Annotated in this window: 13 protein-coding genes; 4 read left to right on the forward strand and 9 right to left on the reverse strand. The window is 66.2% G+C overall.

The features are described from left to right. Window position 1 precedes the first annotated feature (1 nt). The gene (locus tag IEW49_RS07445; RefSeq protein ID WP_188642075.1) at window positions 2–160 is read left to right on the forward strand and encodes a hypothetical protein; all 159 of its coding nucleotides are present in this window, start codon (window positions 2–4) and stop codon (window positions 158–160) included. Here the strand turns inward: IEW49_RS07445 and IEW49_RS07450 are convergent. From IEW49_RS07450 to IEW49_RS07480, 7 genes are all read right to left on the reverse strand, one after another. Further along, entirely contained in the window at window positions 157–1170 is a 1014-nt protein-coding gene (locus tag IEW49_RS07450) for a polyprenyl synthetase family protein (protein WP_188642076.1), read from the reverse strand. The genes IEW49_RS07445 and IEW49_RS07450 overlap by 4 nt on opposite strands. Window positions 1171–1240: 70 nt before the next feature. Beyond that, on the reverse strand, window positions 1241–2026 hold the full coding sequence (locus IEW49_RS07455) for a hypothetical protein (protein WP_188642077.1): 786 nt from the start codon (window positions 2024–2026) through the stop codon (window positions 1241–1243). Between the two features lie 119 nt (window positions 2027–2145). Further along, the gene (locus IEW49_RS07460) at window positions 2146–3975 is read right to left on the reverse strand and encodes a hypothetical protein (protein WP_188642078.1); all 1830 of its coding nucleotides are present in this window, start codon (window positions 3973–3975) and stop codon (window positions 2146–2148) included. 43 nt (window positions 3976–4018) lie between these two features. Beyond that, complete coding sequence (locus tag IEW49_RS07465; protein ID WP_373282488.1) at window positions 4019–5530, reverse strand: sensor histidine kinase; 1512 nt, start codon at window positions 5528–5530, stop codon at window positions 4019–4021. Next, window positions 5478–6158, reverse strand: a complete 681-nt coding sequence (locus tag IEW49_RS07470; protein ID WP_188642079.1) for a response regulator transcription factor — start codon at window positions 6156–6158, stop codon at window positions 5478–5480. Before IEW49_RS07470 ends, IEW49_RS07465 begins: the two co-directional genes overlap by 53 nt. A gap of 100 nt (window positions 6159–6258) precedes the next feature. Next, window positions 6259–6558 (reverse strand): PepSY domain-containing protein, encoded by a 300-nt coding sequence (locus IEW49_RS07475; RefSeq protein ID WP_188642080.1) that lies wholly within the window; start codon window positions 6556–6558, stop codon window positions 6259–6261. A 77-nt stretch (window positions 6559–6635) separates the two neighbouring features. Continuing rightward, the gene (locus IEW49_RS07480) at window positions 6636–7367 is read right to left on the reverse strand and encodes an SIMPL domain-containing protein (RefSeq protein ID WP_188642081.1); all 732 of its coding nucleotides are present in this window, start codon (window positions 7365–7367) and stop codon (window positions 6636–6638) included. A 109-nt stretch (window positions 7368–7476) separates the two neighbouring features. On the opposite strand from IEW49_RS07480, the gene IEW49_RS07485 reads away from it, so the two are divergent. Further along, window positions 7477–9057 carry an amidohydrolase family protein gene (locus IEW49_RS07485; protein ID WP_188642082.1) on the forward strand — a complete coding sequence of 527 codons (1581 nt, stop codon included), beginning with the start codon at window positions 7477–7479 and terminating at the stop codon, window positions 9055–9057. A 44-nt stretch (window positions 9058–9101) separates the two neighbouring features. Further along, a complete protein-coding gene (locus IEW49_RS07490; protein WP_188642083.1) occupies window positions 9102–10901 on the forward strand; it encodes an ABC-F family ATP-binding cassette domain-containing protein in 1800 nt (599 codons plus the stop codon). Window positions 10902–10904: 3 nt separating this feature from the next. Here the strand turns inward: IEW49_RS07490 and IEW49_RS07495 are convergent, their stop codons facing one another. Continuing rightward, window positions 10905–11165, reverse strand: a complete 261-nt coding sequence (locus IEW49_RS07495; RefSeq protein ID WP_188642084.1) for a hypothetical protein — start codon at window positions 11163–11165, stop codon at window positions 10905–10907. A gap of 75 nt (window positions 11166–11240) precedes the next feature. Between IEW49_RS07495 and IEW49_RS07500 the strand changes: the two genes are divergently transcribed. Then, entirely contained in the window at window positions 11241–11954 is a 714-nt protein-coding gene (locus IEW49_RS07500; RefSeq protein WP_188642085.1) for a CDP-alcohol phosphatidyltransferase family protein, read from the forward strand. On the opposite strand, the gene IEW49_RS07505 is transcribed toward IEW49_RS07500, so the two are convergent. Continuing rightward, window positions 11939–12412, reverse strand: coding sequence for a DUF6456 domain-containing protein (locus IEW49_RS07505; RefSeq protein WP_188642086.1), 474 nt, complete (start codon window positions 12410–12412; stop codon window positions 11939–11941). The two genes, IEW49_RS07500 and IEW49_RS07505, sit on opposite strands and share 16 nt — an antisense overlap. Between the last annotated feature and the right edge of the window lie 307 nt (window positions 12413–12719).

Raw genomic sequence — 12719 nt, forward strand, 5'->3', positions numbered from 1 at the left:
CATGCGCGAATTGCTCGAGATCGTGGTGGGGCTGACCACCGGGATCCTGATCAGCGGAATGCTGGTCGGGGTGGTGATCCTCGGCGCCTGTGCGCTCGCCGGGGGCGGTTGCTGGTATCTGTGGAAGCGCCGCGCAAGGGAGCGAGTCTCGAAGGACTAGAACCGGCGCGAGACCGCGAACAGCGCGGCTTCCTCCATCGCGTCGCGCGCTGCGTTCTGGCGGAAGCAGCCGATCGCGTCGATCGCGCGTTGGACGAAATGGCGCGCCCGTTCGCGGGTCGCCTCGACGCAATCGTGCTTGGCAATCAGCCGCACCGCTTCGGCGAGATCCTCGTCCGTCGAACGCCGCCCGGCGATCGCGTCCTTCCAGAACGCGCGCTCGGCCTCGTCGCCGCGGGCATAGGCGAGGATCACCGGGAGCGTCATCTTGCCTTCGCGGAAATCGTCGCCGCGGCCCTTGCCCATCTCGTCGGCACTCGAATCGTAATCGATCGCATCGTCGACCAGCTGGAACGCGATACCGAGATTGCGGCCATAGGCGTCGAGCGCCTGTTCCTCGGCCTCGCCGCGCTCGGCGACGACGGCGGAGATGCGGCAGGCGGCGGCGAACAGCGCGGCGGTCTTCGCGCCGATGATGTTGAGATAGCGTTCTTCGCTGGTTTCGATCTGGCGCTGCGCGGTGAGCTGGTCGACCTCGCCCGCGGCGATCACCGCGCTGGCATTCGAGAGGATCTTGAGCACCTTGAGGCTGCCGTCCTCTACCATCAGTTCGAAGCTGCGGCTGAACAGGAAATCGCCGACCAGCACGCTCGCCGGATTGCCGAAGACGAGGTTGGCGGTCTTCTTGCCGCGGCGCAGGTCCGACCCGTCCACCACGTCGTCGTGCAGGAGCGTCGCGGTGTGGATGAACTCGACGCTGGCGGCGAGCTTGTGGTGCCGGTCGCCTTCATATTCGAGCAGCGCCGCACTCGCGAGCGTGAGCATCGGGCGCATTCGCTTGCCGCCGCCGGAGATCAGGTGGCCGGCGAGCGTGGGGATCAGCGGAATGTCGCTCTGCATCCGGTCGAGGATGATGTGATTGACCGAATTCATGCCGCTCGCGGTCAGCGAGAGGAGCGGATCGAGCGAGGGATTTTCCCTCCGCGGAAGGGGAATAACGTCTGCAGACATGACAAAGCCGCCGTGCACACAGCCCGGCGGCTTTGCAAGAATATTGCGCGCAACGGCGCTTGCTACGAGATCAATCGGGTTCCTTGCGCGGAGCCCCGTTATTGCGGCTGGGTGCCTGGCGGCGTTCGGTGCGGGGTGCGGGCGCCGGTGCCGGCGTCGCCGCGCGGCGGGTGGGTGCCTGGGCCTGGGGACGGGCGGGTGCCTGCGCACTGGGCTGCGGCGCAGGTGCGGGCGCGGCGCGACGCTGGGACACCGGCGGGGTTACCGCCTGCCGCTGGCGGCGCTGCTGGACCTGCCGATCGACGGGCGCCGGACGGCTTTCGCTGACGCGGTCGCGGCCGCGTACGCCGCGTTCGATACCGCGCGCTTCGCGGCGATCGACCTCCTGCTGCACGCGCGGCGTGACCCGGCGCTGGACACTGCCCTGCTCGGCACCGCGCTGATCGGCGCGACGCTCTTCCCGGCGCTCCTCGCGGCGCTCGGCCCTGCGTTCGCTGCGCCGTTCCCCGCGGCGCTCGGCCCGGCGATCGCGGCGCTGGTCGCGATAGCGACCGTCGTCGCCGCGGGTGTAGCCCGCCCAGTTCTCGCGGATGTCGCGCGCGACGCTGCGCTCACGGTAATAGGCGCGGCGGCGTTCCCAGTGGCGGCGATGGCGGTCGGACCAGCGATGGCGCTTGCCCCAGCTGTCGTAGACGTAATAGCCGGTACCCGGGTAATAATAGCTGTCGTACCAGCCGTAATAGTAGTCGTCGTAATACGGGTCGTAATAGCCGTTGTCGTAATACGGGTCATACGGGTCGCCATACACGCCATAGAGACCCAGCGTGCTGCATCCGCCGAGCGTGGCAGCGGCCATAGCGACTATTGCGGGCTTGATGATGGATGTTCTCACGATAATTCCCCTGCCTGTTCGACGGTGCCTTCGTTCATAAAGAACGGGGGTTGAATGAACGATGAACTGAAGTCTCCCTGCGATCAGTCGTTCGCCGCGGTGTTCGAGGCTTGCTGCGCCAATTGCCAGTCGGTGGCCACGAGATTGCGGTAAATCCGGCTGAAGCGCCGGGCAAGGCGACTGGCCTCGAGATCGGTGGCCTGGCGCTCGGTCAGCGTCGCGATCCGGCGACCCGCATCGCGAAACCAGTGCCGCGCCGTGCGCGCCGAAGATGCGCGCAGGCTGTAGATTTCACCCAGCGCGCCCAACCGGTCGATCATCACCGGGCTACGATCGCTGAACTCGCGCCGCATCAGCGGCAGCATCGGCAGGAAACGCGCGATCGCCGCATCGACCTTGCCAGTCCCCGCCAGCGCTTCCGCCCCGCCGGTCTCGCACATCACGATATCGCCGCGATAGCCGGGGGCATGTTGCCGGAACAGGGCGGCGCAATTTTCGAACCGCGCCAACGCCTCGGCATGGCGCTGCTGGAGCAGGTAGATGCGGCCGAGCAGTCCTTGCGACACCGCTTCATTCGCCTTCAGCCAGCCTTCCAGCCCGGAGAATTCCCTGATTGCGGCCAACAACGCGATCTCGGCCTGCGGGGGATCGGCGAGCGTCAGGCTGCGCCCGCGGACATATTGGACCACGCCGCGCTGGAGAGCGAGGTCCGCTTTCGAACCAGTCAGGATCGCATCGGCCCGGGCGATCAACGGCGCGGCCTCGTCGGGACGGCCCAGGTCGAGGAACAGGTTGGCGAGCGCGGTCAGCGCGTCTGCGCGCTGCGCAAGGTCGCCGCTTCGATCGGCCAGCTCGAGCCGCGCCCGCGCGATATCGTCGGCCAGCGCGGGAAGGCCCGCATCGTAGGCCCATTTCACCAGTTCGCCGAGACGCTGGAGGCGCAGCGGAGGTGCGACCGCCTCGTATTGCGCCAGCGCCTGGCGCAGCAACGCCTCGGCCCGGTCCGCCCGCCCGATCCGGCTATTGAGGTCGGCCACGCGCATCATGTCCATCGCAATCTCGGCCGGATCGTCGCCCAGCTGCAGGCGATAATCGACGCGCTGCTGCATGGTGACGATCGCCGCTTCGAAGCGACCGGCATTGTCGTGCAGGTTGGTCTGGTTGAGCAGGCTGGCGACCAACAGTCCGTCGCCGAGATCGCCCCGTGCGCGATAGGTGTCGATGATCCGTCCATAAAGCGCCGTCGCCCGCTCGGCCTCGCCCGTCCCGGCCAGCGCATAGGCAAGGTCGAACAGCGGCACCGCCAGGCGATATCCATCCTCCTCGCTGCCCGTATCGACGCGCGCGAGATAGGCCTCCAGCAACGGGATCGCCTCCGCATGGCGGCCCTGCCAGCGCAGGATCGTACCGAGCCGAAGCGACCATTCGACGGCCAGCTCCTCGCGTTCCGCTTCGGTGAAATCGGAGAAGGCCAGTGCCTGGAGCGATTCGCGGCGCAGGCGTTCCGCCTCCTCGTAACGGCTGGCGGATTCCAGCGCGTGGGCATAATCGTCGAGCGACGTCGCCAGCAATTCGGGCCTCGAGGCGCGATAGGCCGCGATCGCGGCCTCGAAAGCGGCGAACCCCTCTTCCGTGCGCTCGCTGCGATCGAGCACCAGCGCCAGTTGCAGGCTGGCGTTGCCGGTCGCCCAGTGGAGCGGACCGAGCGCGGCGGTCCGCAGCGCAAGCGCCTCCCGGAAGCGGCGCTCGGCGAGTTCCTCATCCCCCGCTTCGCCTGCCGCCTGGCCTTCGCGCATCGCCGCGAGCGAACGTTCGATACGTGGCTCGGTTTCGTCGAGTTCGTAGGACTGAGCGTGGGCAGGCGCGACGCATAACGCGGCGACAGCGGCCAGCAGGAGGAAAATCTCGCGCATGCGCCGCCTTATTCCGTCCCCGGCGCGGAAAAAAGCGACCAGATCAGTCGTCGCGCGCATTCTTCGAGCGGGGCAGGCGAAGGACCACGTGCAGGCCGCCGAGGTCCTCGCTCTCGAGCAGCTCGGCGCCGCCGCCGTAGATCTCCGCCACGTCGCGCACGATCGCGAGGCCGAGGCCGGTGCCGGGCTTGCCGGTGTCTAGCCTCGCGCCGCGATCGAAGATCCGGATGCGGTCCTTTTCGGGGATGCCGAGCCCGTCATCCTCGATCCAGATGTCGCAGAAATCGGGATCGTCGGGCTGCGCGTCGACCGTGACGAAGACCGAACCGCCGCCATACTTGGCGGCGTTCTCGATCAGATTGCCGAGGATTTCGTCGAGATCCTGCCGCTCGATCGCGACCAGCGCCTGCTTGTTGCCGTCGAGGTCGAAGCGGGTGTCCTCGTAAAGCCGGGTCACCGCGCGCAACACGCTTTCGGCACTCGGCCAGACCGCGGCGCGCGACAGGCCGGTGGCGCGCCGCCCGACCGCGCGGGCGCGGGCCAGGTGGTGCTCGACCTGCCGTTGCATCACGCGGGTCTCTCGGTGGACCAGCTTGGAGAGGTCGGGATCGCGCGCGGTCGCCGCGTTTACCAGCACGGTCAGCGGGGTCTTGAGCGCATGCGCGAGATTGCCCGCATGCATGCGCGCTTCCTCGGCCTGCTTTTCCGAATGCGCGAGCAACCCGTTCAATTCGGTCACCATCGGCTGGACTTCGAGCGGGAGCGGCTCGGTGACGCGGTGCTCGTCGCCCCCGCGCATGCGCTGGATCGCACGCCGCACGCGCCGCAGTGGGGACAGGCCGTAATAGACCTGCAGCCAGGCTAGCAGGACCAGCCCGAAACCAAGGATGATGAACGACCAGAACAGGATCGAGCGGATCTCGGCGATCTCGGCCTCGAGCTCGGCGCGGTCGGCGGCGACCGCGAAGGTCCAGTCGCTGGCGCTGCCGGGCAGCGTGGTCGACCGCTCGACGATGCGGAGCCTCTCGCCCTCGAACTGATCGCTGTTGTAATAGACCGGCTCGGCCTGGGTATGATCGCTGCGCAGGGTCAGCGTGCGGTCCCACAGCGAGCGCGAGGGCCAGGGTTCCTTGTCGGTCCCGTCGATCTGCCAGTAGAGCCCGCTATTGGGTTCGAGGAATCGCTGGTCGCCGAGCACGCGGTTGAACCAGACGTCGCCCTCGGCATCGATTTCGGCCGAGCCGACCATCGAGGTGAGGATGTAGTTCAATCGTTCGTCGAGATTGCGCTCGAGCAGATTGGTGATGGTGCGGTCGAGCGCGAGACCGCCGACCAGCAGCAGGATCGTGATCCACCCCGCCGCGATCAGCATCATCCGCCGGCCGAGCGAGCCGGTGTGTTCGACGGGCTTGTCGCGATCGGGTGCCCCCGACGCCGCCGCCTCGGCCTCGATCCGCGCCTCCTCGCCCGTCGGCGTTACCGCCGCGGCAGGATCGCTCGGATCACGAGGCCCGGGGCGCGTCGGCGGGATCGTCGAGGCTGTATCCGAGGCCACGGATGGTCGTGATGACGTCCGCACCCAGCTTCTTGCGGATGCGGGTTACGAAGACCTCGATCGTGTTCGAATCGCGGTCGAAATCCTGGTCGTAGATATGCTCGATCAGCTCGGTGCGGCTGACCACCTTGCCCTTGTGGTGCATCAGGTAGGCGAGCAGCTTGTATTCCTGCGCGGTCAGCTTGACCGGTTCGCCGTCGAGCGTGACGCGCCCCGAGCGGGTGTCGAGCCGCACGTCGCCGGCGACCAGTTCGGGCGAGGTATTGCCCGAGGCGCGGCGGATGAGCGCGCGCAGGCGGGCGATGAGTTCTTCGGTCTGGAACGGCTTGGCGAGGTAATCGTCGGCCCCGGCATCGAGGCCGGCGACCTTGTCCGACCAGCTGTCCCGCGCGGTGAGCACGAGGACCGGGAACTTGCGCCCTTCCTTGCGCCACATGCCGAGCACGGTGAGCCCGTCGATCTCGGGCAGGCCGAGATCGAGGATCACGGCATCGTAATCCTCGGTGCTGCCGAGGAAATGGCCGTCCTCGCCATCGGTCGACAGGTCGACGGCATAGCCATTGCCTTCGAGCGTGGATTTCAACTGCTGGCCGAGCGTGGGCTCGTCCTCGACGATCAGGATCCGCATGGGTCTTGCAATTCCCCGGTTGGGCTTGTGTTCAGAGGCGCAGATGGAGGTTTGCGGATCAATGGTCAATGCGAGCGACATCGGCGTCCTCAGCCGCAAACTACCTGCGGATGCGCAGCACGCGCCCCGTGCGGGCGTCGACATCGACCCACACCACCTGCCGGTCGTCGAAGAATTTCAGGCGGTATACCTTGGCCGAATTGTCCCATTCGAAGGTGATGTATTCCATCCCCTTGCGCTCGAACTGGGGGACCACGCGGCGATGGATTTCATCGAGCGTGAGCTGGCGGCCGGCTCGCATTTCCTTGCGCGCCTCGACCTGCTCGTCGCGCGACTGCGCCTGCGCCGCCGAAGGCAGCGCGAGCGTCAGCGCGAGGGAAAGACCGAGAATGCGAAACATGATGCAAGCGTCCTATCGGGCGAGGCTTGAATGACCAGTGAATACCACTGCCACCGTCCCGTTCAGGTACAGTCGCGCTAGCGAGTCATCTCGTATTTGAGCCCCAGCGTTACCCCGGTCGCGACTTCGCCCGGTTCGACCGGGACCTTGGCATCGGCCGAAGCTTCGGCGGTGCGCACCGCCATCTGCGGCTGCGGTCCCGGGCCGTAGCCCTGGAAGCTTTCGGACACTTCGAGCAGGCGCACGCCGGAATAGCCCGCCATCCGCGCGAATTCCTCGGCCTGACGCAGGCCGCGCTCGAACGCCCGGCGGCGCGCGGTCGCCTTGGCCTCCACATCGTCCTCGAGCATGAAATTCGGCCCGTAGATGTTGTTCGCGCCCGCACTCACCAGCGCGTCGAGCACCTCGCCCGCACGGTCGAGATCGCGCAGCATCACCTGCACGTTGTTGTTGACCATGTAGCCGGTGAAGACCTGCTGTTCGTTCTCGCGGTCGTAACGGTATTGCGGGTTGAGGTTGAAATTGGCGGTCTGGATATCCTTGCGCTCGATCCCGAGCGCGCGCAGCCGTGCGACGATCCGCTCCATCGCGGCCGAGTTCTGCTCCAGGGCTTCGCGCGCGGTCGGTGCCTGCGTCTGCACGCCAGCGCCGATCTGCGCCACGTCGGGAGCAGAGCGGACGATCTCGTTGACCGAGAGCTCGACCACCGGGTTGGATACCTGGATCTGGATTTCGCCGGCCTGCGCCGGTGCCGCAATGGTGGCGGTGAAGGCGGTGGCGGCGAGAAACGGAATGGCAAAGCGCAACATGGGCGTGTCTCCTTGATATTGCAGCGATCCTGCACGAGGCCGAATTACGCGCGAGTGAATGCGCGCGTTCCGCTTTCCATCGGCTCGACGCTTGGTTAGGCAGGCGGGCATGACGACCTTTCGCACGATCCGCCGCCTGCTCCTGACCTTCGCCGCGCTCGCCTGGAGCGGGGCCGCCCTTGCCCAGATGCAGCCGATCCCCGATCGCCAGGCGGGCGAAGGCGAAGGCCCGTTCGAAAAGCTGATCGTGAAGGGTGCGATGATGATCGAGGGCTCGGGCGCGCCGCCCGAAGGCCCGGTCGATATCGTGATCGAAGGCAATCGCATCACCGCGATCGCGGGCAGCGACCGAGCCGACGAGGCCTATGCAGGCGCGCGGGTGATCGATGCCAAGGGCATGTACGTCCTCCCCGGTTTCGTCGACGTCCACGGCCATAACGGCGATCCGGACAAGGCGCCGCAGCCCTCCTACGGGTTCAAGCTGTGGCTCGCGCACGGCGTAACCAGCGTGCGCGGAGTGTCTTTCGCCGGCGACCTGACCGATCTCGACATGACCCGCCGCAGCGCCGCGAACACGATCACCGCGCCGCGGCTCTATCCCTATGCCGTTTTCGGATCGAAATGGGATCGTGGCACGCCCGACACCCCCGAAAAGGCGCGCGAATGGGTCCGCTGGATCAAGGAGCGCGGATATTGGGGCATCAAGTTCTTCAACAACGAGACCCCGCTCGTGCTCGAAGCCGCGCTCGACGAAGCCGAAGCGCAAGGCCTCGGCTCGGTCGCCCATCTGGGCCAGCGCGGTCTCGGCGAAGTCACCGCCAAACGCGCGGTCGAATTGGGCATGGACGGGATCACCCATTTCTACGGCCATTTCGAGAGCATCCCGCGCGAGGGCCAGCTCGCGCCCTACCCGGCGGACTACAATTACCGCGACGAGCAGTCGCGCTTCGGCGAAGTCGCATTGCGCGGCTACAACGCGGTCGAGCCAGGCAGCGAGACATGGGACGACTATGTCGACTTGCTCGTCGAAAGCGGCGTGACGCTGAGCCCGACCTTCAACATCTACGTCGCCAGCCGCGACGTGATGCGTGCGCGCAATCTCGACTGGCACACCCGCTACACGCTGCCCTCGCTGATGGATTTCTACCAGCCGAGCCTGACCAATCACGGCAGCTATTACCACGATTGGGGCACCGAGCAGGAGGTCGCGTGGCGGCACTTCTTCGTCAAGTGGATGGAGCTGACGAAGGATTTCCACGATCGCGGCGGACGCGTCACCGCGGGATCAGACCCGGGCTATATCTACCAGACCTGGGGCTTCGCCTATATCGGCGAGCTCGAAATGCTGCGCGAGGCAGGGCTCACTCCGCTCGAAGTGATCAAGGCCGCGACATTGAACGGCGCGCGCGAGATCTACGATGCGCGCGGCGAGGAGCCGCCGATGGGCCGGATCGCGGTCGGCAAGCTGGCCGACCTCGTGATCGTGCCCGAGAACCCGCTGGCGAACCTGAAAGTGCTCTACGGCACCGGCCACGACCGCCTGAACCGCGAAACCAACGAAATCGAGACCATCGGCGGCGTGCGCTGGACGATCAAGGACGGCGTGGTGTTCGATGCGCCCGCCCTGCTCGAGGATGTGGCGCGGATGGTCGAGGAGCAGAAGGCGGAGCGAGCGGTCGCGACCGACTGAGCGCGCTTGCTCCCTCCCCGCGCCTCGCCTAAGCGGCGCGGCCTATGGCCGAACCACCGATCTTGTCCTGGGAAGGACTGTCGCTCCAGCAGGGCGGCAGCTGGCTGTTCCGCGATATCGACCTCCATGTCGGGCCGCGCGATCGGCTCGCGCTGATCGGCCGCAACGGCGCGGGCAAGACCACGCTGATGAAGCTGGTCGCCGACCAGATCGAGGCCGATCACGGCAAGCGGACGATCCAGCCGCACACCCGCGTGGTGATGCTCGAGCAGGAGCCCGACTTCGGCCCGCACGACACGTTGATGGACTTCGCGCTGCACGGCGATGACGCGCCGCAGCCGTTCGAGGTCGAGGCGATCGCCGGACAGCTCGGCATCGACATGAGCCGCGATGCAAAGACGGCCTCGGGTGGCGAGAAGCGCCGCGCGGCGATCGCCCGCGCGCTGGCACAAGACCCCGACGTACTGCTGCTCGACGAGCCGACCAACCATCTCGATCTCGGTGCGATCGACTGGCTCGAAAGCTGGCTCCAGCGCTACAAGGGCGCGTTCCTCGTGATCAGCCACGACCGCACCTTCCTCGAGCGCCTGACCCGCGCCACGTTGTGGCTCGACCGCGGCTCGCTGCGGCGCAAGGAAATCGGCTTCGGCGGCTACGATGCCTGGATCGAGCAGGTCTATGCCGAGGAGGCGCGCGCGGCCGACAAGCTCGACGCCAAGTTGAAGATCGAGGCGCACTGGCTCGAACGCGGGGTCACCGCGCGGCGCAAGCGCAACCAGGGGCGGCTCGAGAAACTGTGGCAGATGCGCGCGCAGCGCGCCGCCATGCTCGCGCCCAAGGGCACCGCCAAGCTCGCGATCGAGGCCGACGACAGCAAGACCAAGGCGGTGATCGTCGCCGAGGGAGTCGCCAAGCGCTTCGAGACGCCCGATGGCGAACAGCGCACGATCATTCGCAATTTCGACCTGCGCGTGCAGCGCGGCGACCGGATCGGCATCGTCGGCGCCAACGGCGCGGGCAAGACGACACTCCTGAAGCTGCTGACCGGCGAGATGGAGCCCGACGAGGGCACGGTCACGCTGTCGAAGACCCTGAACGGCGTGATGATCGACCAGCAGCGCGCCCTTCTCTCGCCCGACAAGACGGTAAGGCAGGTGCTCGCCGAGGGCGGCGACTGGATCGACGTGCGCGGCAACCGCAAGCACGTGCAGGGCTACTTGAAGGAATTCCTGTTCGATCCCGGCCTCGTCGATGCCAAGGTCGGTACGCTGTCGGGCGGCGAACAGTCGCGCCTGTTGCTGGCGCGCGAATTCGCCCGCATCTCCAACCTGCTGGTGCTCGACGAGCCGACCAACGACCTCGATCTCGAAACGCTCGACCTGCTGCAGGAAGTGATCGCCGATTACGAGGGCACCGTGCTGATCGTCAGCCACGATCGCGATTTCCTCGACCGCACCGTCACGCTCACGCTCGGCCTCGACGGGAGCGGTGATGTCGACGTGGTCGCGGGCGGCTATGCCGACTGGGAGAAGAAGCGGAAGGTTCGCACCGACAACACCGCGCGGTCGAAGAAGAAGACCGCGCCACCGCCGCCACCGCCGCCGCCTCCCCCGCCGGGCAAGCTCAGCTACAAGGACCAGCGCGATTACGAGCTGCTGCCCGATCGCATCGCCGAGCTGGAAAAGGCGATCGCGCGCGGCGAGGAGATCCTTTCCGATCCCGACCTCTTTTCGAGCGATCCGGCCAGGTTCGAGCGCGTGAGCAAGGGCATCGGCACCGCCCGCGCCGAGAAGGAAGCCGCCGAGGAACGCTGGCTCGACCTCGCCGAACGGGTCGAGGGCTAGAATCTATTCCTCGTTGATCTTCTTTCCGACGATGCTTCCTACGAATGGTTTCGATTTTTCAGACTTCCATCCGAGAAATCTTCTTTCGCCTCTCACATCGACAGGATCAAAGAAGAACTGCCAAATCACCAAGGCTAAGATGATCGCAACCGCTGCTCCGAGCGGCATTCCGAAGAACACCGAGAGGAAGACCAGCCATCCAAAGCCGAGGTACAGACGACCTCGTGTCTTGCCTGCAAGGCCAATTCGGTCGGGAGCCTTCATCCATTCTGCCTAAACCATTGCCGCGAACGGGCCAATAGCTTGCACCCGCAGCACCACTCCGCGATAGGCGCTGTCATGAACGTGTCACGGGACGAACCCGACGAGATCGAACGGATCCAGCATACGCTGGTTACCCGCGCCGAACGCGCGGCGCTCGACTGGCTGTGCACGCGGCTGCCCCGATGGGTCACACCCGACAAGCTGACCCTGCTCGCGATCCTCGCCGCGGTGGGGATCGGGCTGTGCTACGTTTTCGCCGAGAGCGAACCGGCGCTGCTGTGGGTCGCGATCGGCCTGTTCGTAGTCCACTGGTTCGGCGATTCGCTCGACGGCAGCATTGCGCGCCATCGCAGCATCGAACGACCCAATTACGGCTTCTTCATCGACCACAGCTCGGACATGCTCGCCGGGCTGCTGATTCTCGGCGGATTGGGGCTCAGCCCGTTCGTGAAGCTCGAGATCGCGCTGCTGACGCTCGCCGGCTACTACCTCGTTTCAATCCACACCTTCCTGCTCGCCAAGGTCACCGGCGAGTTCCATCTCTCGCATGGCGGCCTCGGTCCGACCGAGATCCGCATCGCCTTCATCCTCGTCACGATCTGCATGATCGTGTTCGGCACCGACGTGCCGCAATGGCGCGGCTTCAGCCTGTGGGACGGCATCGTCGCCGCCTGCGGAGCGCTAATGATCGCGATCTACGTCACGCTCACGATCGCGATCGGCACCCGCCTGTCGGGCGAGGACAAGGCGCGCCTGGCGAAGAAGCGCGCCGATCAGGAAACGCGATAAAACCCGGCGACCCGGTCGAGCGCGAATTTGAGCACCAGCTTGCCGCTGCGCGCGGGCCAGGCGAGCGCCTTTTCGGCCGCCGGTAGCCCTTCGCCCGCGCAGGCCACGCTCCACAGCACGTCCGACAACCCGCTGCCCGCCGCCGCCATGGCGCCGTCGAAGCGCGCCTTCGCCGCCAGCTGGCGTTCGGTCGGATGGAGTTCGCGATCCGAAGCCGTCCCCCTTATGCGGACCGGATCCCACCGCATCGTCACTCCCGGCGCCAGCTGCGCGCGCTCGTAATCGGCGCGCAACCGCTCACCCGCCTCGAATTGCCGGTCGCTCAGGTGGCCGCGCGCATGAAGCCAGGTCAGCGGCGATTCGGCGAGGTTGACGGTCGCGCTGCGGCGTCCGCGGCGCGGTCTGTTGCGGGTCGCACCTTCATTCGTCAGTTCGCGTTCGGCCAGCACTCTCTTCATGCGAATCTCCTTCGCAATCGACTTGCCAAATCGGTTACATTGTAGGAAAGAAGAAGGCGTTATTATACGAGGCATACCCAAGCCTCGCGGGGGGTGCTAGATGACCGCTAGTCACCCACAATCCGCGAGGGAAGTTATGCGCTTTCATCTCATCTACCACGGGCAGCTCCCGTCGTCTGGCAATAAGGCAAAGCCAGAAGATGTAATGAGAATTAGGCGTGAGATTTCACCGCAGTTGAAATATCTATGGGAAACGCACCATGCTCTCTCCGTTCTCCGTGAGACTGCGGTTGTAAAGCGTGAAGGT

It is taken from the genome of Pseudoblastomonas marina, assembly GCF_014641655.1.
In the GTDB taxonomy this organism is placed as follows: Bacteria; Pseudomonadota; Alphaproteobacteria; order Sphingomonadales; family Sphingomonadaceae; genus Alteriqipengyuania_A; species Alteriqipengyuania_A marina.